General features: G+C 71.6%; 23 protein-coding genes. 17 read left to right on the plus strand and 6 right to left on the minus strand.

Features of this window, described 5'->3' with window-relative positions; all coding sequences use genetic code 11:
* Nucleotides 1-16 precede the first annotated feature (16 nt).
* From A4R43_RS10185 to A4R43_RS10205, 5 genes are all read left to right on the plus strand, one after another.
* Nucleotides 17-910, plus strand: a complete 894-nt coding sequence (locus A4R43_RS10185) for a LysR substrate-binding domain-containing protein (protein WP_113692101.1) — start codon at nt 17-19, stop codon at nt 908-910.
* Between the two features lie 120 nt (nt 911-1,030).
* The gene (gene kdgD / locus A4R43_RS10190; RefSeq protein WP_113692102.1) at nt 1,031-1,948 is read left to right on the plus strand and encodes a 5-dehydro-4-deoxyglucarate dehydratase; all 918 of its coding nucleotides are present in this window, start codon (nt 1,031-1,033) and stop codon (nt 1,946-1,948) included.
* The gene (locus tag A4R43_RS10195; RefSeq protein ID WP_113692103.1) at nt 1,945-3,270 is read left to right on the plus strand and encodes an enolase C-terminal domain-like protein; all 1,326 of its coding nucleotides are present in this window, start codon (nt 1,945-1,947) and stop codon (nt 3,268-3,270) included. The genes kdgD and A4R43_RS10195 overlap by 4 nt, the downstream gene beginning before the upstream one ends.
* 20 nt (nt 3,271-3,290) lie before the next feature.
* Nucleotides 3,291-4,427, plus strand: coding sequence for an L-talarate/galactarate dehydratase (locus A4R43_RS10200; protein ID WP_113692104.1), 1,137 nt, complete (start codon nt 3,291-3,293; stop codon nt 4,425-4,427).
* Between the two features lie 7 nt (nt 4,428-4,434).
* Nucleotides 4,435-5,349 carry an AEC family transporter gene (locus A4R43_RS10205; RefSeq protein WP_113692105.1) on the plus strand — a complete coding sequence of 305 codons (915 nt, stop codon included), beginning with the start codon at nt 4,435-4,437 and terminating at the stop codon, nt 5,347-5,349.
* A gap of 3 nt (nt 5,350-5,352) precedes the next feature.
* Here the strand turns inward: A4R43_RS10205 and A4R43_RS10210 are convergent, their stop codons facing one another.
* A complete protein-coding gene (locus A4R43_RS10210; protein WP_113692106.1) occupies nt 5,353-6,351 on the minus strand; it encodes a TerC family protein in 999 nt (332 codons plus the stop codon).
* A 205-nt stretch (nt 6,352-6,556) separates the two neighbouring features.
* Here A4R43_RS10210 and A4R43_RS43240 point away from each other — a divergent pair, with 205 nt between their 5' ends.
* From A4R43_RS43240 to A4R43_RS10220, 3 genes are read left to right on the plus strand one after another with little or no spacing between them, the layout of a single operon-like run.
* Nucleotides 6,557-7,726, plus strand: a complete 1,170-nt coding sequence (locus A4R43_RS43240) for a hypothetical protein (RefSeq protein ID WP_236808880.1) — start codon at nt 6,557-6,559, stop codon at nt 7,724-7,726.
* Nucleotides 7,723-9,294: a substrate-binding domain-containing protein gene (locus A4R43_RS10215; protein ID WP_205215291.1), complete on the plus strand. Its 1,572-nt coding sequence runs from the start codon at nt 7,723-7,725 to the stop codon at nt 9,292-9,294. Before A4R43_RS43240 ends, A4R43_RS10215 begins: the two co-directional genes overlap by 4 nt.
* On the plus strand, nt 9,281-10,012 hold the full coding sequence (locus tag A4R43_RS10220) for a hypothetical protein (RefSeq protein WP_236808881.1): 732 nt from the start codon (nt 9,281-9,283) through the stop codon (nt 10,010-10,012). The genes A4R43_RS10215 and A4R43_RS10220 overlap by 14 nt, the downstream gene beginning before the upstream one ends.
* Here A4R43_RS10220 and A4R43_RS10225 read toward each other — a convergent pair.
* Nucleotides 9,981-11,405 carry an aminotransferase-like domain-containing protein gene (locus A4R43_RS10225; protein WP_113692108.1) on the minus strand — a complete coding sequence of 475 codons (1,425 nt, stop codon included), beginning with the start codon at nt 11,403-11,405 and terminating at the stop codon, nt 9,981-9,983. The genes A4R43_RS10220 and A4R43_RS10225 overlap by 32 nt on opposite strands.
* An 82-nt stretch (nt 11,406-11,487) precedes the next feature.
* Here A4R43_RS10225 and A4R43_RS10230 point away from each other — a divergent pair, with 82 nt between their 5' ends.
* Together A4R43_RS10230 and A4R43_RS10235 are read left to right on the plus strand one after the other, a co-directional pair.
* On the plus strand, nt 11,488-12,330 hold the full coding sequence (locus A4R43_RS10230) for a DMT family transporter (protein WP_236808882.1): 843 nt from the start codon (nt 11,488-11,490) through the stop codon (nt 12,328-12,330).
* Between the two features lie 10 nt (nt 12,331-12,340).
* Nucleotides 12,341-13,228 (plus strand): dihydrodipicolinate synthase family protein, encoded by an 888-nt coding sequence (locus A4R43_RS10235; RefSeq protein ID WP_113692110.1) that lies wholly within the window; start codon nt 12,341-12,343, stop codon nt 13,226-13,228.
* Here A4R43_RS10235 and A4R43_RS10240 read toward each other — a convergent pair whose 3' ends face one another.
* Nucleotides 13,229-13,990 (minus strand): nucleotidyl cyclase domain-containing protein, encoded by a 762-nt coding sequence (locus tag A4R43_RS10240; RefSeq protein WP_113692111.1) that lies wholly within the window; start codon nt 13,988-13,990, stop codon nt 13,229-13,231.
* A gap of 344 nt (nt 13,991-14,334) precedes the next feature.
* Here A4R43_RS10240 and A4R43_RS10245 point away from each other — a divergent pair, with 344 nt between their 5' ends.
* Nucleotides 14,335-15,411, plus strand: a complete 1,077-nt coding sequence (locus tag A4R43_RS10245; protein ID WP_236808883.1) for a helix-turn-helix domain-containing protein — start codon at nt 14,335-14,337, stop codon at nt 15,409-15,411.
* Nucleotides 15,408-16,562, plus strand: coding sequence for a hypothetical protein (locus tag A4R43_RS10250; RefSeq protein ID WP_162788402.1), 1,155 nt, complete (start codon nt 15,408-15,410; stop codon nt 16,560-16,562). The genes A4R43_RS10245 and A4R43_RS10250 overlap by 4 nt, the downstream gene beginning before the upstream one ends.
* Here the strand turns inward: A4R43_RS10250 and A4R43_RS10255 are convergent.
* On the minus strand, nt 16,534-17,037 hold the full coding sequence (locus tag A4R43_RS10255) for a GNAT family N-acetyltransferase (RefSeq protein WP_113692114.1): 504 nt from the start codon (nt 17,035-17,037) through the stop codon (nt 16,534-16,536). The two genes, A4R43_RS10250 and A4R43_RS10255, sit on opposite strands and share 29 nt — an antisense overlap.
* 165 nt (nt 17,038-17,202) lie before the next feature.
* Here A4R43_RS10255 and A4R43_RS10260 point away from each other — a divergent pair, with 165 nt between their 5' ends.
* The 5 genes from A4R43_RS10260 (at nt 17,203) to A4R43_RS10280 (ending at nt 22,493) form a co-directional block, all read left to right on the plus strand.
* Nucleotides 17,203-17,952 (plus strand): ABC transporter ATP-binding protein, encoded by a 750-nt coding sequence (locus tag A4R43_RS10260; protein ID WP_113692115.1) that lies wholly within the window; start codon nt 17,203-17,205, stop codon nt 17,950-17,952.
* A gap of 3 nt (nt 17,953-17,955) precedes the next feature.
* Nucleotides 17,956-20,430 carry an ABC transporter permease gene (locus tag A4R43_RS10265; RefSeq protein ID WP_113692116.1) on the plus strand — a complete coding sequence of 825 codons (2,475 nt, stop codon included), beginning with the start codon at nt 17,956-17,958 and terminating at the stop codon, nt 20,428-20,430.
* 119 nt (nt 20,431-20,549) lie between these two features.
* Nucleotides 20,550-20,993 (plus strand): helix-turn-helix domain-containing protein, encoded by a 444-nt coding sequence (locus tag A4R43_RS10270; RefSeq protein WP_113692117.1) that lies wholly within the window; start codon nt 20,550-20,552, stop codon nt 20,991-20,993.
* On the plus strand, nt 20,990-21,451 hold the full coding sequence (locus A4R43_RS10275) for a hypothetical protein (RefSeq protein ID WP_113692118.1): 462 nt from the start codon (nt 20,990-20,992) through the stop codon (nt 21,449-21,451). The genes A4R43_RS10270 and A4R43_RS10275 overlap by 4 nt, the downstream gene beginning before the upstream one ends.
* On the plus strand, nt 21,444-22,493 hold the full coding sequence (locus A4R43_RS10280; protein ID WP_113692119.1) for an MAB_1171c family putative transporter: 1,050 nt from the start codon (nt 21,444-21,446) through the stop codon (nt 22,491-22,493). The genes A4R43_RS10275 and A4R43_RS10280 overlap by 8 nt, the downstream gene beginning before the upstream one ends.
* Here A4R43_RS10280 and A4R43_RS10285 read toward each other — a convergent pair.
* The gene (locus A4R43_RS10285; protein ID WP_113692120.1) at nt 22,465-23,790 is read right to left on the minus strand and encodes an Nramp family divalent metal transporter; all 1,326 of its coding nucleotides are present in this window, start codon (nt 23,788-23,790) and stop codon (nt 22,465-22,467) included. The two genes, A4R43_RS10280 and A4R43_RS10285, sit on opposite strands and share 29 nt — an antisense overlap.
* Nucleotides 23,791-23,905: 115 nt before the next feature.
* Complete coding sequence (locus A4R43_RS10290) at nt 23,906-24,556, minus strand: response regulator transcription factor (RefSeq protein ID WP_113692121.1); 651 nt, start codon at nt 24,554-24,556, stop codon at nt 23,906-23,908.
* Nucleotides 24,557-24,569 lie beyond the last annotated feature (13 nt).

Here is a 24,569-nt window from a genome sequence, read left to right on the forward strand (position 1 = left end):
TTGATACCTTCGCGGCATGACCTTCACGCTCGAACAGCTCCGCGGTTTTGTCGCCGTCGCGGACGAGCTGCACTTCGGCCGCGCGGCGGCCAGGCTGAAGATGACCCAGCCGCCGCTGAGCAGGCAGATCCAAAAGCTGGAGCGGGCCGTTGACGCGCAGTTGCTGGTCCGCGACAACCGGCGGGTCGAGCTGACCGCGGCGGGCGAGGTGTTCCTGCTTGAAGCGCGCCGCCTGCTCTCGCTCGCCGACGCGGCCCCGGACCTGGCGCGCCGGGTGTCGTCCGGCTCGACCGGCATGGTGCGCATCGGCTTCACCGCCGCCTCGACCTACGGGGTGCTCGGCAGGCTGCTCAACCGGCTCAGCGCGGAACTGCCGGAGGTCGACGTCGGCCTCGGCGAGATGGTCACCAGGGAGCAGGTCGCCGGGCTGCGCAACGAGGAGATCGACCTCGGCCTGGCGCGGCCCCCGTTCGACCACAAGACGTTCAGCTCGCACCTGCTGCACCGCGAGGCGATGCTGGTCGCCGCGCCCACCGGGCACCTGCTGCTCGAGCTGGGCCGGGACGTCACCGCCGCCGACGTGGCCGACGAGCCGGTGATCATGCACTCCCCCACCGAGGCCAGGTACTTCTACGACCTGGTGGTCGGCATCGTGCCGATCGCGCACCAGAACACCGTGCACACGGTCAGCCAGGTGCTGACCATGCTGTGGCTGGTCGCGGCCGGGCGCGGGATCGCCTTCGTGCCCGCGTCGGCGGCCCGGCTGTCCATCGCGGGCGTGGGCTTCGTCCGGCTGGCCACCGCCGTGCCGCAGCCCGCGGAGCTGCACCTGCTGTGGCGCCGCGACTCCCCGAACCCGGCGCTGTGGCGCGCGCTGGAGGTGCTGAAAGACTTCACTCCGCTCCAGTGATGCCGCGCGGGTATCAAGCCATGCGAAACAGCACTTGGACAAGCATCGATTCCGGTACTTACGGTGATCGTGACCGCCGCGCCACCACGCGGACCACCGGAATCCAAGGGGACAACAACCGTGACGCTGCTGCCGCCCGACGCCCTGGCCGAAAAGCTGACCTCCGGGCTGCTCTCCTTCCCGGTGACGCACTTCGACGCCGAGCTGCGCTTCGACGAGCCGCGGTACCGCGAGCACCTGGCCTGGCAGGCGAGCTGCGGCGCGGCCGGGCTGTTCGCCGCGGGCGGTACCGGTGAGGGCTTCTCGCTCACCCCGGCGGAGATCGACCAGGTGGTCCGCGCGGCCGTCGGCGAGGTGGGCGGCACCGTCCCGGTGGTCGCCCCGGCGACCGGCGCGACCGCGGTCTCGGTGGCGCAGGCGCAGGCCGCCGAAGCCGCCGGAGCGTCCGGCATCCTGCTGTTCCCGCCGTACCTGACCGAGGCCTCGCAGCGCGGGCTGGTCGAGCACATCAGCGCGGTGTGCCGGGCCACCCGGCTCGGCGTGATCGTCTACAGCCGCGCCAACGCCGTGCTGTCGGACACCACCGTGGCCGAGGCCGCCGAGCGCAACCCGAACCTGATCGGGCTCAAGGACGGCATCGGCGACATCGAGCGGATGACCAGGACCTACGCCAGGGTCGGCGACCGGCTCATCTACATCGGCGGCCTGCCCACCGCCGAGACCTTCGCACTGCCGCTGCTGCAGCTCGGCGTGTCCACCTATTCCTCGGCGCTGTACAACTTCGTGCCCGAGTTCGCGATGAAGTTCTACACCGCGGTGCGCGCGCAGGACCGGACCGCGGTCTACCGCATGCTCGCCGATTTCGTGCTGCCCTACCTGGACATCCGCGACCGCGCCAAGGGCTACGCGGTGTCGATCATCAAGGCCGGGCTGACCGCGGTCGGCCGGGACGGCGGGCCGGTGCGGCCGCCGCTGACCGACCTGACCGCGAGCGAGCTGGCCGAGCTGAGCACGCTGATCGAGAAGGCCGCGCGATGAGCGGGCCGTCGGTCGCCACCGTCGAAGTGGTGCCGGTGGCCGGATACGACAGCATGCTGCTGAACCTCAGTGGCGCGCACGGCCCGTTCTTCACCCGCAACGTGGCCATCGTGACCGACAGCGAGGGCCGGACCGGGCTCGGTGAGGTGCCCGGCGGCGAATCGATCCGGCGCACCGTTTCCGAGGCGGGCGAACTGCTCGCGGGACAGCCGGTCGCGCGGTACGCGTCGCTGCTGCGCCAGGTCGCGGAGACCTTCGCCGACCGCGACGCCGGTGGCCGCGGCCTGCAGACCTTCGACCTGCGCACCACCGTGCACGCGGTGACCGCGCTCGAATCCGCGCTGCTCGACCTGCACGGGCAATACCTCGGCGTGCCGGTGGCCGAACTGCTCGGTGACGGTCAGCAACGGGATTCGGTGCCGATGCTGGGTTACCTGTTCTACGTCGGTGACCGCGAACGCACCGATCTTCCTTACGTAGCCGAGGGAAACCCGGCCGACGACTGGGCGAGGCTGCGCCGCGAGCCCGCGCTCACCGCCGACGCGGTGGTCAAGCTGGCCGAGGCCGCGCAGCAGCGGTACGGGTTCGCCGACTTCAAGCTCAAGGGCGCGGTGTTCACCGCGGAGCAGGAAATCGAGGCCGCTCGCGCGCTGGCCGGCCGGTTCCCGGACGCCCGCATCACGCTCGACCCCAACGGCGCCTGGGCGCTCGACGAGGCGATCGCGCTGTGCCGCGACCTGCACGGCGTGCTGGCCTACGCCGAGGACCCGGTCGGCGCGGAAGGCGGGTTCTCCGGCCGCGAAACCATGGCGGAGTTCCGGCGTGCCACCGGCCTTCGCACCGCGACGAACATGATCGCCACCGACTGGCGGCAGCTGACCCACGCGCTGCGCGCGGACGCGGTGGACATCCCGCTGGCCGACCCGCACTTCTGGACCATGCGCGGCTCGGTCCGCGTGGCTCAGCTGTGCGCGGATTCCGGGCTCACCTGGGGTTCACACTCGAACAACCACTTCGACATCTCGCTGGCCATGTTCACCCACGCCGGTGCCGCGGCCCCCGGCCCGATCACCGCGCTCGACACGCACTGGATCTGGCAGGACGGCCAGGCGCTGACCCGGCGCCCGCCGCGCATCACCGGTGGCGAGGTGGCCGTGCCCGACGCGCCGGGCCTCGGTGTCGAACTCGACCGCGACGCGCTGGCCGCCGCGCACGAGCTATACCGCGAACACGGGCTCGGTGCCCGAGACGACGCGGTGGCCATGCGGTTCCTGGTGCCCGGCTGGGAGTTCGATCCCAAGCGGCCCAGCCTCGTCCGCTGACCGTCTACATAGGAGCGCCCATGTCCCCCGTGCTCGACCGGATCGCCTCGGTGCGGCTGTCCTCGGTGACCCTGCCGCTGCCGACCGGGATCAGCGACGCCAAGGTGCTGACCGGCAGGCAGCGCCCGATGACCGAGGTGGTGTTCCTGTTCGCGGAGATCACCACCGACTCCGGTGCCGAAGGCGTCGGTTTCAGCTATTCGAAGCGCGCGGGCGGGCCCGCCCAGTTCGCGCACGCGCGGGAGGTCGCGCCGGACCTGATCGGCGAGGACCCCAGCGACATCGGCCGCTTGTGGACCAAGCTCACCTGGTCGGGTGCCTCGGTCGGGCGCAGCGGGGCCGCCACGCAGGCGCTGGCCGCGATCGACGTGGCGCTGTGGGACCTCAAGGCCAAGCGCGCCGGGTTGCCGCTGGCCAAGCTCCTTGGCGCGTACCGGGATTCGGTGCGCTGCTACAACACCTCGGGCGGGTTCCTGCACGAGTCCGTCGAGCAGATCAAGGACAACGCCACGCGCACGCTCGAATCCGGCGTCGGCGGCATCAAGATCAAGGTGGGCCAGCCGGACCTGGCCGAGGACCTGCGCCGGGTCGCCGCGATCCGCGAGCACCTCGGTGACGCGGTGCCGCTGATGGTCGACGCGAACCAGCAGTGGGACCGGCCGACCGCGATGCGGGCCGGGCGCGCGCTGGAGGAGTTCGGCCTGGTCTGGATCGAAGAACCGCTGGACGCCTACGACGCCGAGGGGCACGCCGAGCTGGCGCGGTCGCTGACCACCGCGGTGGCCACCGGCGAAATGCTGACCAGTGTGGCCGAGCACTACGAGCTGATCCGCCACGGTGCCGCCGACATCCTGCAGCCCGACGCGCCACGCATCGGCGGCATCACGCAGTTCCTCAAGCTGGCCACCCTGGCCGACCACCGGAACCTGCAGCTCGCGCCGCACTTCGCCATGGAGATCCACGTGCACCTGGCCGCGGCCTACCCGCACGAGCCGTGGGTCGAGCACTTCGACTGGTTGTACCCGCTGTTCAACGAGCGGCTGGAGATCAGCGGCGGCCGGATGCGGCTGTCCTCGCGCCCCGGGCTCGGTATCACGCTGAGCGAGCAGGCCCGTGCCTGGACCACCGACAGTGTGATCGTGGACAAGCCCGCATGATCACTGCGTGAACGCTGTCCTCGGCGGTTTCGCCACCCTGCTCGCGGTGATCGCGGTGGGCTGGCTGACCGGCCGCACCGGCATCCTCGGTGCCGGTGCGGCCGAAATGCTGTCCCGCCTGTCCTACTACGTGGCCACCCCGGCCCTGCTGCTGCTCACCCTGGCCGACGCCGACCCGTCCGCACTGCTGTCCACCACCCTGGTGGCGACCGCGGGCAGTGCCGTGCTGTGCGCGTTGCTGTACTCGGCGGTGGTGTACTGGTGGCGCCGCCCGAAAGCCGCGCAGCTGGCCACCGGCGCGCTGTCCACTTCGTACGTCAACGCGGGCAATCTCGGCGTGGCGATCGCGGTCTACGTACTCGGCGACGCGTCGTATGTGGCGCCGGTGCTGTTGTTCCAGGTGCTGGTGCTGGCGCCGATCGGGCTGACCGTGCTGGCTTCGGACCAGCCGGACCGCTCCCTGCGGCGCCTGCTCACCCAGCCGCTGCGGACGCCGGTGGTGATCGGCTGCGCGATCGGGCTGGCCCTGTCGATGCTCGGCTGGCGCCCGCCGGAGCTGGTGCTGCGGCCGATCGAGCTGCTCGCGGGCCTGGCCGTGCCCGCCGCCCTGCTGGCCTACGGCACCAGCCTGCACGGCTCGCCGCGCCCGGCCACCGGTGCCCAGGCCGGGCCGATCTGGCTGGCGGTCGGGCTGAAAACGGTGGCACAGCCCGCACTGGCCTTCGGCCTCGGCAGTGCGGTGCAGCTCAGCGGCACCGCACTGCTGGCCGTCACGGTCACCTCCGCGCTGCCGACCGCGCAGAACGTTTTTGTCTACGCCACTTCCCACGGCCAGGACACCGAACTGGCCAGGGACGTCATCCTGCTGACCACCATGCTCTCCATCCCGGTACTGGCCGGAATCGCCCTGCTACTGGGTTAGGGGCTACTTCTCCCCCGGTTCGCGGTGGCCGCGCAGCGAGCCGGGGTGGGCCTTGGCGGTGGGGTCGCGGCGGGTCTTGACCAGGCTGGCCACGGTCACCACCAGCAGGATGCCGATGATCACGCCGAGGCTGAGCGGGGTCGGGATCTCCGGCACGCTCTCGCTGATGTCCACGTGCGCCCAGTGCAGCATCAGCTTCACGCCGATGAAGGCCAGGATCAGCGCCAGCCCGGCCGACAGGTACACCAGCCGGTCCAGCAGGCCCTTCACCAGGAAGAACAACGCCCGCAGGCCCAGCAGGGCGAAGGCATTCGCGGTGAACACGATGTACGGTTCCTCGGTCACGCCGAACACCGCCGGGATCGAGTCCAGCGCGAACAGCAGGTCGACCCCGCCGATGGCGACCAGCACCACGAACAGCGGCGTCACCATCCGGCGACCGTCCACTTTGGTGACCAGCTTGCCCTCGACGTAGTCCTCGGTGGTCGGCAGCAACCGGCGCGCGGCCTTGACCACCACGTTGTTCTCCACGTCGGGATCCTCGTCGCGGTGCCGGAACAACTGCACCGCGGTGAAGATCAGCACCAGCCCGAAGATCAGGAACATGAACGAGAACAACGACAGCAGCGTGGCCCCGACCGCGATGAACGCCGCGCGCATCAGCAGCGCCAGCACGATGCCGAAGGTGAGCACCTTGTGCTGGTGCTTCTCCGGCACCGCGAACGTGGTCATGATGATCACAAAAACGAACAGGTTGTCGACCGACAGGCTCTTCTCGACGATGTACCCGGCGAAGTACTCGGTGCCCGCCTGTCCCCCGTAGGCCAGCAGGAACCACACGCCGAAACCGACCGCGACCAGCACGTAGAACACCGACCACGCGGTCGCCTCGGCGAACCCGACCCGGTGCGGCCGGACCGCGGCCAGCACCAGGTCCACTGCCAGCAGGGCGACCACAAAGCCGATGGTGACCAGCCAGGTGACCAGGCCGATGTCGAGCATGCGCACTCCGGGGGACGGCGGGCAAGGGGTGATCACCACTGTACGTACCCGCCCCGGGTCCGCCACCGCATCGCGTTCGCGTCGCGCCTCCCGGCCGCCCCATCACCCGATGGGGTGACAAAGCGTTACCCGGCTGTCCGGTGCCGTTCACCGGGCGCGGGTATTCCTGGAGTTTCGGAGCGGGCTGGGGAAGCGGGAGGGGTTCGTGGCCGCGGAGCCGCTGCTGAAGATCAGGCAACCGCCCGCGCGCCCGGCGCTCACCCCGGTGCTGGCACTGGGCCTGCTCGGGCTCGTCGTGCTGGTGCTGACCCCGCTGCTGATGGCGCCGGCGCCGCCGGCCCCCGCGGTCACCGTGGTGCGCGGCAAGATGGGCTCCAAGGTCGACTTCTTCCGCGACGCCACCGTCCAGGAGATCCTGCGGCGCAAGCACTTCGAGGTGATCGTCGACAACTCGGGCTCGCGTGAGGTGGCCACGCACGACATCGACCGCTACGACTTCGTTTTCCCGTCCGGCCAGCCCGCCGCCGACCTGATCATGTCCAGCAGGCTCGGCAGCGGCAAGGACGCGCAGGCCTACGTGCCGTTCGTCAGCCCGATCGTGCTGGCCACCTACCGGCCGTACGCGCTCGCGCTGCAGCACGCCGGCGTGGCCGCGCCGATGACCGCCGGGCGGGAGAAACCGCTGTTCTACGAGGTCGACATCAGCCGGTTCGTCGAGCTGACCGAGCAGGGCAGGCGCTGGAACGACATCGGCATCCGCGAGCACGGCATCCAGAACAACAACCTGGTGCTGGCGCACACCTCCGACGTGTGCCTGTCCAACTCCGGCGGCACCTACCAGGGCCTGATCGCCTACGCCAAGAACGGCAGCCGGATCGCCGCCGCCGAGGACGAGGTGACCGCGCTCGCCGAGTCGCTGAAACCGCTCTACCGCGCGCAGGGCGCGCCGACGCCCGACCGCGTGCCGTACTACCTTTCGCCGGAGGGGCAGCGGATCGCGCCGATCGTGGTGATCTACGAGCACCAGTACCTCGCGCACCAGCTCCGCCGCCCGCCGGGTCAGCCCGACGAGGAACGGGTGCTGCTCTACCCCGCCGACCACTTCGAGACGCAGCCGTCGTTCATCGCGCTCAACGACAACGGCCGCCGCCTCGCCGAGCTGCTGCGCAACGATCCGGAACTGCGGAACCGCGCGGTCGAGCTGGGGTTCCGGGTGCTCGACGCCGAGCAGGACACGGCCAGCCCGCAGCTGACCGGCCTGCTCGCCCAGCGCGGGCTGGAGGCGCCGTCGTCCGGCAACGACCACACCCGTGCCTACCTGCCGCCGGTCGACCTGTTCGAACGCCTCATCACCACGATCGGCGGCTGCCGGTGACCCGCCCGGCGCGGAAGCTCGCCGTGCTGTGCCTGGTGCTCGGGCTGCTCGCGGCGTGCACCTCCGATCCACCGCCGCCGCACACCGTGCTGCGGGTGCTCGCCTCCGACGAACTTTCCGACATGCGGCCGCTGCTCGACGACCTGCGCCGCGAAACCGGGATCGAGCTGCAGCTGGACGAGCGCGGCACGATCGACGCCACCAACGCGCTGAACCCGGGGAACTACCAGCACGACCTGGCCTGGCTGGCCACCGACCGCTTCTTCGAGCTGAAGCTCAAGCAGCTCGGGTACACCGGCGACCGGCCGATCAGCAGCCGGTTCATGTTCACGCCGCTGGCCGTCGGTGTGACCCCGCGCGTGGCGCAATTGCTGCGGACCTCGACGGCCGACCAGCACCTGTCGTGGGCCGATCTGGCCGACCGCTCGGCGAGCGGCGTGGTGCGCTTCGGCATGGCCGATCCGCAGCACGCGGCCAGCGGCCTGTCCGCGCTGATCGGGGTGGCGACCGCGGCCGCGGGCACCGGCGGCGCGCTGCGTGAGGAGGACATCACCTGCGACCGGCTGCGCGGGTTCTTCGCCGGGCGCACACTGACCGCGGAGACCTCGCGGCGGCTCGCCGACGACTACACCGCCCGCCCGGACACCGCGGACGCGCTGATCAACTACGAATCCGTGTTGCTGTCGATGAACGCGAAACTGGCCGAGCCGCTGGAAATCCTGTACCCGCGCGACGGCATCGTGCTCGCCGACTACCCGTTGCTGCTGCTCGACCCGGCCAAGCGCGACAGCTTCCAGCGCGTGTCCGACTGGTTCCGCACCGAGCCGGTGCAGCGCCGGATCATGGAGCAGACGCTGCGCCGCCCGCTCAGCGCCGAAGTGCCGCGTGACCCGCGGTTCGCCGACTTCGGCACGAACACGCTGTACTTCCCCGAGCGCAAGGAAACCGTCGACCGGCTCGCCGCCGCCTACGCCGATCCGCGCTCGCGCGACCCGGCCCACCTGATCTTCGTGCTGGACTTCTCCGCCTCGATGCGCGGGCAGCGGATCGCCGACCTGCGCGCGACCTTCGCCGGTTTCAGCGGCGCGGACACCTCCCCCGAAGGCAAGTTCCTCCGGTTCTACCAAGGGGAACGGCTCACCATCCTGCGCTTCGGCGGCCGGGTGCTCGACGAACGCGAGTTCACCATCACCGGCCAGGCCGATCTCGACGCCCTCCGCGACCACATCGCGGCCGAGCCGGGCGAACAGACCACCGGGGTGTGGTCGGCGCTGGACGCCGCCTACGACAAGGCGGCCACGCTCACCCGCGACCACCCCGAGCAGCCGGTGACGATCATGCTGATGACCGACGGGGAGAACAACACCGGGCTCGGCCTGCCGGAGTTCCTGCGGGAGCACCAGGCGCAGCCACCGGCGGCGAAAGCCGTGCACACCTACACCATCCGCTTCGGCGAAGCCGACCCCGCCGAGCTCGGCCAGGCCGCGAGCGCCACCGGCGGCCGCATGGTCGACGCGAACGCGACCTCGCTTTCCCAGGCCTTCAAGGAGATCCGTGGCTGTCGATAGTCCGTGGTTCTGGCTGCTGATGGTCACCGGCGCGGCGCTGGTGACCGCCGCGGTGGTGCTGTACCTGCGCGGCAGGCGCCGGGCCGCGCCCGGCACCGTCGGCGACCAGCACGAGTTCCTGGTCTACCTCAACGAGCCGCTGGTGATGGACATCCTCCAGTACCAGGGCAACCTGACCGCGCTCAAGCGGCGCGTCGAGGAGTACACCAGGGAAAGCGCGGAAGGCCGTGGTGAAGCCAAAACGCACTGGTTCTCCGTCGGCGGCGGCCGCCAGCGCGAAGGCGCCCGTTCCGAGGCCTACGAAACCGAGGAACAGCCGATCACCGCGATCCGCAAAGTGGTGCGGGCACTGGAAAAGGCCGACGCGATCGTGTACGCGGACTTCCGCAAGGGCGAGGTCAGCGCGCACCGGTCGCTCGCGGGGAACTCGGCCGGGCAGGCGAGGCTGAGCGACAGCCGGATGTTCCTGTCCATCGACGGGCTTTTCCAGGAGTACCAGGAAGGCGACGAGTCGGACAAGGACTACCTGCGGCTGCGCGCGCCCTACACCTCGGGGACCGACCACGTCCGGGTCAAGATCAGCCGGAGCGGGCTGCGCGAGCAGGACGTGCTGCCCGAGGGCCGGGCACCGTTCCCGGCGCGGGTGCTCGGCAAGGTCGAGACCTGGGACGAGGAGGACCGGCTGCTCAAGATGTGGGCGCTGGCGATCTTCCGCTGAGCGCGCGCCCGATGACGCGGGCGCCGTCCGGGAACCGGTCGGGGTCCGGGCCGGAGAAGTTCAGCCGGATGTACGGGCCGGACGGTTCGGCGGGGAACCACTCGTTGCCGGGCGCGATCAGCACACCGTCGGCCTCGCAGTCGCGGGTCAGCTGGTCGAGATCGGTTTCGTCGGGCAGGCGGGCCCACAGGTGCAGCCCGCCGCGGGGCACGGATTCGAGATGCGCCTGCGGAACGTGCTCGGCCAGGCTCGCGACGAGCAGGTCGCGCCGGGCCTTGAGCTGCTGGCGCAACGCACGCAGGTGGGTCCGCCAGCCGGGTTGCGTGACCACGTCGAGCGCCGCGGCCTGCAGGGTTCCGCTGACGTACATGGATTCCGCGCCGCGGTCGGCGAGAATGCGGTCGCGGGCCGGTCCCCTGGCGATCACCGCCGCCACCCGGACGGCGGGCGACACGCTCTTGGTCAGCGACCGCAGGTAGACCACGTGGCCGTTGTCGTCGAGCGCGGCCAGCGGGCGCGCGGTGGTTTCGATGCCGAAGTCGTGTGCCCAGTCGTCCTCGACCAGGAAGGCGCCGCGGGCGCGGACGACCTCCAGGATCCGCTCGCCGCGGTCGGCCTCCCACTGCGCGCCGGTGGGATTGGCGTAGTTGGGCTGGCCGTAGAACACCCGCGCCCCGGTCTCGTCGAAGGCACGCGCGAGTTCGTCGGGGTCGGGGCCCGCCGGTCCACTGGGCACCGGGACCACGTGCGCCCCGGCCTGCGCGGCGGCGAGGATCGCACCCCAGTAGGTCGGCGATTCCAGCAGCAGCGGCTGCCCGAAGCCGACCAGCGCGCGGAAGATCGAGCTCAGCCCGCTCTGGCTGCCGGGAAGGACCACCACGTCGCGGGCGGTGGGCGGGGTCAGCCCGGCGGGCGTGGCTTCGGCGAGTTCGGTGGCGAACCAGGCCCGCAGCTCGGCCAGCCCGGCGGTGGCGGGCCGGGTCAGCGCGGTGTCACCACGCGCGGCACGCGTGAACGCGCTCCGCACCAGCCGTTCCGGCAGCAGCGCGCGGTCCGGGAAACCGGCGTGCAGGCCGATCGCGTCCGGCGACATGCTGCGCAGCGGGGTCGACAGGGCCGGGATCGGCGCCCGCGGTGCGCGCAGGGCGGCGGTCTGCCAGCCGAAGTCGAGCGGGCGGGCGGTGCGCACGGCACGCACGAAGGTGCCCACGCCCGGACGGCTTTCGATCAGCCCCTGCGCGCCGAGCGCCCGCATCGCCTTCTGCACGGTGATCGGGCTGGCACCGTATTCGGCCACCAGCGCGCGGTTCGACGGCACACGCGCGCCCGGCGGTGCCTGGGTGATCCACGCGCGGAGCCCACGCATGATCCGCTCGGTGCTATCGTTGGCCATGTCAGGAAAGAGTAGCGTTATCGTTCAGCCTGCCGCAACGTTATCGCCGTCGCGGGCGGGGCTGGCCTGGGGACTGCTGGGCGTGGCCGCGTTCTCGTTCACCGTGCCGTTCACGCGGGGGGCCGTCGGCGGGCTCTCGCCGCTGTTCATCGGCTCGGCACGCGCGGTCGTCGCCGCGCTGCTCGCCGCCGCCGCGCTCGCGTTCACCCGGCAGCGCCTGCCGGACCGCCGCCAGTGGGCGCGGCTCGCCGTGGTCGCCGGTGGCGTGGTGCTCGGCTTCCCGTTGCTGACCTCGTACGCGCTGACCACCGCCCCGGCCAGCCACGGTGCCGTGGTGATCGCCCTGCTGCCCGCGGCCACCGCGGTGCTGGCCGTGCTCCGCGGCAAGGAGTGCCCGCCGCGGTCGTTCTGGGTGATGGCCGGCGTCGGCGCACTGGCCGCGCTGGTGTTCGCTTCCCTGCAGGGCGGCGGATTCGGCCGGTTGCACTGGTCGGACCTGCTGTTGTTCGGCGCCGTGCTGGCGGCCGCCGCGGGATACGCCGAGGGCGGGCTGCTCGCCCGCGAACTGGGGTCGTGGCAGACGGTGTCCTGGGCACTCGTGCTGGCGTCGCCGCTGATGCTCGCGCTGACCGTGGTCGCGGTGACGCAGCAGGCGCAGACCGGCACGGCGGCGCAGTGGGCGGCGTTCGCCTACCTCGCCGCGGTCAGCATGTTCCTCGGCTTCTTCGCCTGGTACCGCGGGCTGGCCATCGGCCCGATGGCGCAGGTCAGCCAGGTGCAGCTGGTGCAGCCGGTGCTGACCATCGCGGTGGCGGCCCTGCTGCTGGGCGAGGAACTGACCTGGCCGACCATGTTCGGGGGACTCGCCGTGATCGTCTGCGCCGGCGTCGCCGTGCGCATCCGTCTCGACCGCACCACCAAGTAGGAGGTTCCTGGTGTTCACCGGACTCAGTGCTTTCCCGTTCACGCCGATCACGAGTGACGGGATCGACGAAGCGGCGTATGAGCGGCTCGTCGGCCGCGTCGCCGACGCGGGCGTCGATTCGATCGGTGCGCTCGGCTCGACCGGCGGTTATCCCTATCTGAACCGGGAGGAGCGGGCGCGGGCCGCCGAACTGGCGGTGAAGAGCGCCGGCTCCGTGCCGGTGATCATCGGCGTCGGTGCCCTGCGCACACGCGATGTGCTCGACCACGTCGAGGACGCGCAGCGGGCCGGGGCCGCCGCCGTGCTGCTCTCCGCGATGACCTACCAGGCCCTCACCGACGACGAGGTGTTCGGCCTGTACGAGGACGTGACGGCGAACCTTTCGGTGCCGCTGGTGGTCTACGACAACCCGGGCACCACGCACGTGAAGTTCTCCGACGAGCTGCACGCCCGCATCGCCGGGCTGCCGCGGGTGAAGTCGATCAAGATCCCCGGGGTGCCCGCGGACCAGGTCCGCGCCAGGGTCGGCGGCCTGCGGTCGGTCCTTCCGGACTCGGTGTCGATCGGCATCAGCGGGGACGCGTTCGCCGCCGACGGCCTGCTGGCCGGGTGCGACGGCTGGTACAGCGTGCTCGGCGGGCTGTTCCCGAAGACCTGCCTGGCCATCGCGCGTGCCGCCGCCGACGGCGACGCCGCCCGGGCTCGCGCGCTGTCGGCGGAACTGGCTCCACTGTGGACACTGTTCGCCCGCTACGGCAGCTACCGGGTCGTCTCGGCGATCGCGGTGGAGATCGGCCTGCTGACCGCCCCTGGGCTGCCCCGCCCGCTCCGGCCGCTCGGCGAAACCGGCCGCCACGAGGTCACCGCGGTGCTGAACGGGCTGACCAAACGGGACTGACTACGAGGAGATCCGTCTGCGTGCCCCCGGATCGTTCCCGGTGGGATCGCGGGGGTCGGGCACGTCGCGCCGCAGCCGGCGCGGCAGCGGCGTGCGCACCGCCGGGAACCGCGCCCCCGGTTTGGCGCGGGACACCCGGTCGCGCAGCGGGATCGCCTTTCCCGGCACCCTCGGCTCGGGCAGCTGCACCCAGCCGGGGACGCGCCTGCCGCCGATGTCCAGTTCGATCGTCTGCTCGAAGCGGTCCTCGTCGATGCCCTCGTAGCCGTGCCGGATCACCGACCGGTGGAGCTGCTCGGAGACCGCGAGCACCAGCGGTGCCTCGGTCTCGGCCAGCGCCGCCTTCAGCTCCGGGGCGTCGACCAGGCGGGTGGTGAGGGTGACGTCCTCACCGAACGGCCCGCGCAGGTCGAAGTGCACGTCACCGGCGTGCATGGCGGCCCGGATGCGGAACTTGCGCTCGGGGCGCCGGGCCCCGTGCTCGCCGATCAGCCGGGTCAGCACCGGGATGAACTTGGTCAGCATCGCCGTCTTCGGGACCTGGTCGACCGCGTGCACGAAGGCCATCAGGCCGTCACCCCGGTCGGTGAACGGGTCCCGCAGCTCCTCGGTGATGTCGCAGTCCAGCAGCGCCGCCTCGAACAGCTCGTACAGGTCGTGGCGGAGCACCGCGGTCGCCGAGTTGTTCCGGCGGGTGGACCCCTCGATGTCCACCACGATCATCGTGCGCTGCAGTGGTATGGGTGACAGTTCGCTCACCATGACCACCTCGCCTGCCGCTCAGGTGCGGCCGACCGTCTTGGTGCGGCGGGGACGCGCGCACCAGGACAAGCCGGCCGGTCGGAGGTCGGATGACGCAGACTTCATCATGGGCTCCTTACCTTCTCCAGCTGGCAACTTCAGAAATATTCAGCTATACTTGCCGAAGTACTGCGGACTTCAGACTAGGGCCACTGCACGGGCAGTGCAAGGAATACCTGGCGGACTGCGCCAAGCGGGCGAGACCAGTCAACTTTACGACCCTCCAAGCGATACCCAAGAGATCATCGGTATAGTTCCGATTCTTCGGAGCGTTGCCTGAAGTTCTACTGAAGGAAGTGGACGAGGTGAATTCACCTGAAGGGCGGCCGCTCGCGCGGAGGTTGCGCGAGCTGCGCGAGGGTGGCGCCTGGCCGGGCAAGCACATCACGCAGGCGGAACTGGCCGCCGCGCTGGGCATCAGCGTTCCGTCGGTCTCGTCGTGGGAGAGCCTCCGGCAGAAGGCCAAGCCGCCGCTGAAGCAGCTCGAGGCCTACGCCACCTTCTTCGCCACCGAGCGTTCGGTGGCCGAAACCCCGTACCGGGTGCTGGGCTACGGCCAGCTCACCGGCGAGGAACGCGCCCAGCGGGAAAAGCTGCTCCGCGAGCTGACCGAGCTGCGGGAGGACGCCCCCGTCGCCAAGCCCGCGGCGCTCGGCGACCCGTACGCGCAGAGCCCGTGGCGGTTCACCCCGAACCAGGACATCACCATCGTCGGTTCCGAGCTGCCGGAGCGGCTGAAGGGCAAGATGCCGCTCGCCGATCCCGACGACCCCGACTTCGTGGACGTGTACAAGTACGCCGACCTCGACGCGCTGGTCGAGCTCCACGGGCACGTCCGCGCCGCGAACCCGGCCAGCGACGTGCACCTGCGCACCCCGGCCGAACTGGCCACCGACGACTACACCAGCCACCTGATCCTGCTCGGCGGGGTGGACTGGAACTTCGTCACCCAGGACCTGCTCGAGCGCGCCGAACTGCCGGTGCGCCAGCTGACCCGGCCCGAGGACAACGACCTCAGCTGCTTCGAGATCGGCACCGGCGCCGAGCTCAAGCGCTTCCTGCCGAAGGTCCGCAAGACCGGCGGCAGGCTGCTGCTGCTCGAAGACGTCGCCCTGTTCTACCGGGCGCCGAACCCGTTCAACGCCAAGCGGACGGTGACCATCTGCAACGGCACCTTCGGCCGCGGCACCTACGGGGTGGTGCGCGCGCTGACCGACGCCCGGTTCCGCGACCGCAACGCCGAGTACCTGCGCACGCGGTTCACCGGGCTGGACGAGTTCGCCCTGATCAGCCGGATCCAGGTGGTCAACGGCCTGGTGGTCACCCCCGACTGGACCCTTCCCCTGACCAAAGCGCACGAATGGCCGGTGAGCAGCACTTGACCCACAACGCCGCAGGACCGGTCGCCACGGCGCACCACCACGGTTCACACCGCCACCTGCTCCGCACCGCGGAGGCGGGGAACCGCACCGCGCCGGTGGACGCGATCATCGTGCCCACCGCGCGCCACGGCAGCGCGCTGCGGCCCGCGATCGAGCTCGCCGCGCGGCTGGACTGCACGCTGGTCACGCTCTGCAGCAAGTGGTCATCGGCGGACACGATCGCGGACCTGGCCGAGCGGCGCGGGACCGGCCTCCTCGCGATCGAGACCGAACACCTGCGGCCGGCGGTGCTGCCCGCGTTCCGGACCTCGGAACTGCTGCGGGGCCAGCCGTACGAACGCCGCGAGGACACCAGCGACAAGCGCAACCTCGGCCTCCTGCTGGCCAGGCTCGCCGGCTGGGAACGCGTGGTTTTCCTCGACGACGACATCCTCGTGCCGGACGCCGCCGATCTCGAGCGGGCCGCCGCACTGACCGAGGACCACGCCGGCGTCGGCCTGGCGATCGGCGGTTACCCGGACAATTCGGTCGTCTGCCACGCCTACCGCGAAGCGGGCGGCAAGCAGGACACCTTCATCGGCGGCGGTGCGCTGGCGGTCGGCCGGGGCTCGCTGACCTCGTTCTTCCCCAACATCTACAACGAGGACTGGTTCTTCCTGCTCAACGAGCACGGACTCGGCCGAACGGCGGTCGCCGGCCACGCCGTCCAGAAGGAGTACGACCCCTTCGCCCACGAACTGCGGGCGCGGCTCGAGGAACTCGGCGACTGCCTCGCCGAAGGCCTGTTCTGGCTGCTCGACACCGAAGGCACCATCCAGCGGGCCGGCAGGCGCGGTTACTGGCGGGATTTCCTGGACCGCAGGGAAAAGTTCATCAGCGAGGTGATCGCGATGGTGACGAGCCGGGTGCCCGAGGACGCGCGGCGCGCGCGGATGCTCAAGTCGCTCAAGGCGGCGCGCGGCCGGTGCCAGATCATCCCGCCCGAACTCTGCGTGGACTACGTCGGCGCGTGGCGGGAAGACCGCCACTCGTGGCGGAGCCACTCCGACGACCTGGACCGCCAGGCCGGGGTCGCCCGTGGTGTGCGGATCGCGGTCAAGGTGCTCGGGCTCGAAGGCCTGACTACCCGCGTGGCGCAGCCAGTGGCTTGACCATGATCCGGCAGATCTCCACGTTGCGGCGGCCCGCGCTGTCGGTCAGCGAGAGGCACCGGACCGTGGAGTGCGGCCACTCCCGGTAGCCGAGGCGGGCGTACAGGCGTGCCGCGCGGGTGTTGGTGGTTTCCACCGCCAGCGCCACCCGCTCGTAGCCCTTGGCGGCCAGCCACTGCTCGGCCGCGCGGACCAGGGTGGTGCCGATGCCGCGGGCGCGGTGCTCCACGTGCGTTTCCAGGTGCGTGAGCAGCGGGGTGTCCGGCAGGTGCTGCCGCAGCTCGGGTTCCTCGGCCGGTTCGAGCCACAGGTAGACCACGCCGACCGGGTGCTCGTCCTGCCAGGCCACGAGCAGCCTGCCCAGCCCGTTCTTCTGGCGGGAGAGGCGGTCGGTGAAGTAGGGCTCCTGCCCCATGACGTGCGTCAGCACCGGCAGGTCCGCCGGTCCGGCTTCGCGTATTCGGAGCTCGCCCATGATCCGGCCCCAGGTTACCGAAGCGGGTGCCCGCCGCGCTGGCCCTTCGGCGAACGGCACGGTGTAGCGGACTACACCACCGGCACGGGATTCCGCGTCACTGTGCCGCGCTCACCGCGCCCCTAGCGTCGTTCCCGCCGAAAGAACCGGAAGGAACGACACAAGATGACCACAGTCGCGGACGGCCTCACCGATGCGGTACGGCTCGAATCCGTCAGCAGGACCTACGGTAGCGGGGCCGCCGCCGTGCGCGCACTGGACGGGGTGACGATCAGCCTGCGCCGGGGCGGTTTCACCGCGCTGATGGGGCCGTCCGGCTCGGGCAAGAGCACCTTCCTGCACTGCGCGGCCGGGCTGGACCGGCCGACGTCGGGCCGGGTGCTGCTCGGCGGCACCGAGCTGACCGGGCAGCGCGAAGCCGCGCTCACCGAGCTGCGCCGCTCGCGGATCGGGTTTGTCTTCCAGGCCTACAACCTGCTCGACGCGCTGACCGTGCGGGAGAACATCCTGCTGCCGCTGCGGCTGGCCGGTCGTCCCGCCGATCCCGCCTTCCTCGACGAGGTGGTGCGCTCGGTCGAGCTGGACGTGCCGCTGGATCGCCGTCCCAGCAAGCTTTCCGGCGGTCAGCAGCAGCGCGTGGCCATCGCCCGCGCGCTGATCACCCGGCCCGACGTGGTGTTCCTCGACGAGCCGACCGGCGCGCTCGACACGCGGACCGCGCGGCAGGTGCTCGGCACCCTGCGCCAGGCCGTGGACCGCTGGGGGCAGACCGCGCTGATGGTCACGCACGACCCGGTGGCGGCCTCGTACGCCGATTCCGTGGTTTTCCTCGCCGACGGCCGCATCGCGGGCGAACTCGCGCACACCACGCCCGAGCACATCGCCGAGCGGATGACCCACCTCGGGGAGTGGTGAACCGTGCTTTCCCTGGCCTGGCGGACGATCCGCGCGCGACGCGGTGCCTTCGCCGCCGCGTTCGTGGCGGTGTTCTTCGGTTCCGCGCTGATCACCGCGAGCGGCGTGCTGCTCGAATCGGGCCTGCGCGCCGGTGTTTCACCGCTGCGCTACGCCGCCGCGACGGTGGTGGTGACGGCCGAGCAGGAGGTCACCACGGAGGACGGCCTGAACCAGCGGTTCGGCGATCGCGTGCCGCTCGCCGCGGACACCGCCGGCCGGATCGCCGCGGTACCGGGCGTGCGCGCGGCGATCGGTGACGTGAGCGTGCGGGCCGCACTGCGCGGCGGCTCGTTTCCGCTGGTGGTGCACGGCTGGTCGTCGGCACGGCTCGGACCGGCCGCGCTCGAGAGCGGTCGTCCGCCCGCCTCGCCGGACGAGATCGTGCTCGCCGGTGCGGCCGGGGTGCCCGTCGGCGAGCTGGTCCAGCTGGAGATCGGCGCGGTACCCACGCCATACCGGGTGGTCGGGACCATTCGGGGTGAGCCCGCCGCGTTCCTCACCGACACGCAGGCACGCCTGGTTTCCGGGCGGCCGGACCGCATCGACGCGGTGGCCGTGCTCGCCGAACCAGGCGCCGACGCCGAGGATCTCGCCGCGCGCATCGAGCGGGCCGTGCCCGGGGTGACCACCGCCGTCGGTGACGACCGCGCCGAAGCGGAGTTCCTCGACGTCGGTGCCGCGCGGCAGTTCCTGGTGGTGATGTCGACCGCGTTCGGCGGCACCATGCTGATGATCGTGCTGCTGGTGGTGGCCAGCACACTCGGCCTGTCGATCCAGCGGCGGCGGCGGGAGTTCGCGCTGCTGCGGGCGGTCGCGGCCACGCCGCGCCAGGTGTACCGGCTGATCGCCACCGAATCCGCGGTGGTGGCCGCGGTGGCCGCCGCGCTCGGCGCGCTGCCCGGGTTCGGCCTGAGTTTCCTGCTGCGCGACGCACTGGCCGAGCTCGGTGCGGTGCCCGCCGCGTTCCGGTTCACCGCCGGGCCGCTGCCGGTGGTGGCCGCCGTGCTCGCGTGCCTGCTGACGGCGCTGGGCGCGGGCCTGATCGCGGGACGGCGGGCCGCGCGGATCAGCCCCGCCGCGGCGCTCGGCGAAGCCGCTGTGGAACCGCCGCGCCTGGGCCGCGTCCGCCAGGTGACCGGCTGGGTGCTGGCCGCCGTCGGCGCGGCGGCCGGGATCACGCTTCCCCTGGTGGTTTCCGGTGGCCCGGCCATCGCGGGCGCGGCCAGTTCGGCGCTGCTGCTGGTGATCGCGGTGGCGCTGCTCGGACCGCGCTTGCTCACCGCCACCGCCGCGCTGCTCACCCGGCTGGGCCTGCTGCGCGCCACCGCGGGTTATCTCGCGGGCGCCAACACCCGGGCGCGCTCGCGCCGCCTCGGTTCGGCGGCCACACCGCTGATCATGGGCGTCGCGCTGGCCTCCGTGCAGATCTTCACCGCGACCACCACCGACGCCGCCGCCAGAACCCAGGTGGAGCAAGGAATCCGGGCTGACCACGTGGTCACGGCCGTCGGCGGCATCGCTCCGGCGGTCGCCGACGCCGTGCGGCGGGTGCCGGGGGTCGAGTCGGTGACGCCGGTGGCACGCACCTCGGTCCTGGTCAGCTACCAGGAACTCGCCGAGCAGGTGACCAACGCCTACCCCGCGCAGGGAGTCACCGCCGACCGGCTCGGCGAGGTGCTGGACCTCGATCTCCGGCGCGGTGACCTGCGCGCGCTGACCGGGGAAACGGTGGCACTGAGCGAAATCGCGGCCGGCACCTTCGGCGTGGACGTCGGTGAGCCGCTGACCATGAGCCTCGGCGACGGCACCTCGCACACCGCCACCGTGGTGGCCGTCTACGGCAGCGGGCTCGGCTTCGGTGACGTGACCCTGCCGAACGACGTGGTGCTCGCGCACACCGGCAGCCGCCTCAACGACGAACTCCTGCTGGCCACCGCACCCGGCACGGATCCCGTCGCGCTACGGGAAGCGCTGACCGTCCATCCTGGACTGGAGCTGGCCGATCCCCGCGCGTTCGCCGCCGCGCCGAATGCCGCGTCCGCGCAGTCGGCGGTCAACCTCCTGCTGAACCTGCTGCTGCTCGGCTTCATCGCCATCGCGGTGGTGAACATCCTCGTGCTGGCCACGGCCGCCCGGGTGCGTGAGTTCGCGTTGCTGCGCCTGGTCGGCGCGAAACCACGGCAGCTACGGGCGATGATGCGCGGTGAGGCGGCGGTTGTCGTGGTGGCCGCGGTGGGCCTCGGTTCACTGGCGGCGTTGCCACCGCTGGCCGGGATCAGCCTCGGCCTGACCGGCTCCGCACTGCCCTCCGTGCCGCCACTGGCCTATCTCGGCATCGTCGCCGCGGCGGTGTTGTTCGGCTGGGGTTCGATCGCGATGCCGGCCCGGATCGCGATGCGCCCGGCACCGATCGCCGCGATGCGCGCGGGCGACTGACCGCCGGAACCACCCATCGCGAGCCCCCTCAGCTCGCGATGGGTTCTTCATCTCAGTTGACGAAGCGCGCGCAATCATAAGCACAAGTGAGTCGGCGGTCAATCGGTACACTGCCCGCCATGTCCGACGACGTGGGTAGCCTCGCGGCGAAGGTGGATCACCTGTTCCGCACGGTGCGCCCCCGCGACGGCGGTGAGTACTCCTTCGAAGAGGTCGCCGAGGCGCTGCGTGCCCGCGGTGGCCCGACGATCTCGGCGACCTACCTGTGGCAGCTGCGCAAGGGCATCCGCGACAACCCGACCAAACGCCACCTCGAGGCGCTCGCGGGCTTCTTCGGCGTTCCGGCGGCGTACTTCTTCGACGACGAGGAAACCCGCCGCATCGACGCCGAACTCACCCTGCTCACCGCGCTGCGGGACGCGCCGGTGCGGCAGATCGCCTTGCGCGCCAGCGGGTTGTCACCCAAGAGCCTGGAGGCGATCGCGGAGATGGTGGACCGCGTGCGGGAACTGGAGGGACTGCCCCAGCCGAACCCGCCGGCACCACCGACACCGGAGCCGTGAGCCGCCTGGCCCGGCGGCACGCCGCGCTGCTGCGGGACCTGCCGCTGCCGGTGCCCTTCGACGTGCACGCCCTGTGCGAGCAGGTGGCCGCGCGCCGGGGCAGGCCGATCAGGCTGCTGCCGATGAGCGGGCTGACCGGCGTGTGCGGGCTGTGGATCGCCACCGACCACACCGACCTGATCTTCCACGAGAGCGAAACCACGCCGCCGCACCGGGAACACATCATCCTGCACGAACTGGCGCACGTGCTGTGCGACCACCACCCCGCCGCCGGGCAAGCGCTGCTGCCCGGCCTCGATCCGGCGATGGTGCGCCGGGTGCTCGGCCGCGCGGGGTACTCGTCGGCCGAAGAACGCGAGGCCGAACTGCTCGCTTCGCTGATCCGGCAACGCGCCACCGCGGACCACACGCTCACCGGCCGCCTGCGCACCGCGCTCGACGGGAACGGTTGTGGCTGAAGCAGTCCGCGAATGGGCACCCGCGCTGCTCGCGTGGGTGCTGCTGGTGAGCCGTGGCCGCGGTGGTGATCCGGCCCGGCGCCGCGTCCACTGGGTCCTTTTTGGACTTGCCTGCTCGCTGACCGCCCAGCTGCCACCGGTCTACGCCGCGCTGGGCGACGGGCATCTCGCGCGCCTGCTGAGCCACGCGGGCATGGTGCTCGCCGCGTGGGCCGGGCAGGAGTTCATGGCCGGGTTGACCGGGCACGCGCGGGGCGCGCGCTGGCAGGCGTGGTGGGCGGCGGGCGCGTTCGCGTTGATGTGCCGGCTGTTCGCGCTGATGCCGGACCTGCGGCCGCAGTCGCCGTGGGTGATGGAGTACTGCCTGGTCTACGCGGCCGCGCAGCTGCCGGCGCTGCTCACCGTGATCGGCTTCGGCCTGCGGTACGCCCGTGAAGCCGGGGACGCGGTGCTGCGCGTGAGCCTGCGCCTGGTGGTCACCGGGACCGCGTTGTGCTTGCTGTACCTGCTGAACAAGTCGATCCTGGCGGTGGCGCCCCGGCTGGACGCCAGCTTCGCCTTCGGGCGCACGGTGTTGCCGAGCAAGGTGCTGCCGACCACCGCGTACCTGCTGGTGCTGCTCGGCGCGGCCCTGCCCGCCGCCGCCGGCTGGCTGCGGCGCCACCGGCAGTTCCGGCGGCTCGGGCCGCTGTGGCGCGCGCTGTACCGGGCCGATCCGGCGATCGCGCTGGACCCGCCGGGCGTCCCGGACGTGCTGGTGGTGCGTGATCTGCGGCTGCGGTTGTACCGCCGGGTGATCGAGATCCGCGACGGGCTGCTGGCGTTGCGCCCCTACCGAAGTCCGGGTTCGGCCACCGGGACCGCCGCGGCCGAAGCCGCCGCGATCGCCGCCGCGCTGAGGGCACGGGACGGCGGCGTGCCCCCGGCGGATCGTCCGGTGGACGTCGCCGGGGGCGCGGATCTGGCCGGGGACACCGAGTTCCTGGCCGAAGTGTCCGATGTGTACCGCTCGCTCAGCCGAAGCGCTCGACCAGGTCGGTGATCATCAGGAACAGGAACAACGCCGACGCCGCGCCGAGCAGGCCGTTGGACAGCCAGCCGGACCGGCCGTCGCGCTCGATCCGCTTCGAGTTCAGCAGCAGCATCAGGGTGATCGCCAGGAACGGCATGAACACCGAGCCCAGCACCCCGTAGACCAGGGTGAGCCCGAACGGCTTGTCCAGGAACAGCAGGAACATCGGCGGGAAGGTCAGCCACAGCAGGTACCCGCGGAACGGCAGGGACTTCTCCACCGCGGTGGCGCGGTAGGCGGTGGTCTCGCCCTTGTCCTCACCGGGCACCTCGGCGTCGACCAGTTCCGCGCGGCGGCCGTGCGGCAGGCGGATGGTCCGGGTCCAGTCGGCGAACAGCAGGCTCACCCCGTTCCACACGCCCAGCAGCGAGGTGGTGGTCACCGCGAGGAAGCCGACCAGGAACAGGATGCGCGCCCACTGGCCGTACCGCTCCCCCAGTTCGTTGCCGAGGATCAGCAGGCCGCTGTCGGACTGGGTCAGCTTCTGTCCGAAGAGGATGGTCGAGCCGACGATCAGCATGGCCACCACGAAGATGCCGGTCATGAGGTAGCCGACCGCGTTGTCCAGCCGCATCATCGACAACCAGCCGGTGCCCTTCCAGCCCTTGGCGAACATCCAGTAGCCGTAGGCGGCCATGGTGATGGTGCCGCCGACACCGCCGATCAGGCCGAGCACGTACACCGTGGACCCGGCGGGCAGCTGGAAGGTCAGGCCCTTGGCCAGTTCCGCCAGGTCGGGGGTGACCAGGACGGCCACCGCGACCACCGAGGCGAACTTGATCAGCACCAGCACGGTCATGAACTTCTCGAAGAAGTGGTACCGCTGCGCCCAGACCAGCGCCAGCCCGACCACACCGGCGATCATCGCCCAGCCGCGCACGGGCAGGCCGCCGAACAGCGCGTTGAGCGGCAGGCCGACCGCGGACATCGCGGTGGCGCCGTAGACGAAGCCCCAGATCACGATGTAGAGGCCGAAGAAGCCGGTGGCCCAGCGGCCGAGCCGCCGCCAGCCGTCGAGCAGCGTGGTGCCCGAGGCCAGGTGCCAGCGGCCGACGCCCTCGCCGAGGGCCAGCTTGAGCACGGTGCCGATGAGCGCCGCCCACAGCAGCAGGGTGCCGTACTGGGCGCCGGCCACCATGGTGGCGACCAGGTCTCCCGCCCCGACGCCGGTGGCCGCGGCCAGCAGGCCCGGTCCCAGTCCCCGGAACCTGGCCTTGCCGGTCGGCGGGGTCAGCTGTGGTTCCAGCCGCGTGGCGGAAGTGTTCATGGGCTCGGGCTCCTCGTTGCGCCGGAGATGGGTGCCGACGACCGTAGGAACGCCGGACGCTCGCCGGCGCCGGTCTTCACCGTTTCTTAGGACGGTGGGTCGTAACGAATCGGACTCAGCGGCCCAGCCGGTAGCCGAAGCCGCGCACGGTGGCCAGCAGGCCGGGCCGGTCCAGCTTGCCACGCAGCGTCACCACGTGCGCGTCGAGCGTGCGCGGGCCGGGTGCCTCGCCCCACACCTGCTCGACCAGCGCCTGCCTGCTCACCGCGGTGCCCGCCGCCTTCGCGAGCACGGCGAGGATGTCGAACTCCTTGCCGGTCAGGGCGATTTCGGTGCCACCGGCGGTGACCCTGGCCGCGGCCAGGTCGATGCGCACGTCGCCGAGTTCGACCACCTCCGGCGCCGGGCGCGACCGGGGCCGCCGCCGGGCGACGGCGTCGATGCGCGCGAGCAGCTCGGGCAGGCGGACCGGCTTGACGAGGTAGTCGTCAGCACCTAGGCGCAGGGTGCGGACGATGTCGCGCTCGGCGGAGCGGGCGGTCATCACCAGCACGGGGAGGTCGGCGGCGCGGCGGAGCTCACGCAGCACGGCGAGCCCGTCGGCGTCGGGCAGGCCGAGGTCGAGCAGCACGAGGTCGGCGTCCTGGCGCAACTGGGGCACCTCGGCGGCGAGGCGGGCACGGACCGCGCCGTGCCCGGCCGACACCAGCGCGTCCACCACCGCGGCGGCCACGCCGTCGTCGTCCTCCACCACCAGAATCCGCACCCGGCCGAGCCTA

This window comes from Amycolatopsis albispora (assembly GCF_003312875.1).
In the GTDB taxonomy this organism is placed as follows: Bacteria; Actinomycetota; Actinomycetes; order Mycobacteriales; family Pseudonocardiaceae; genus Amycolatopsis; species Amycolatopsis albispora.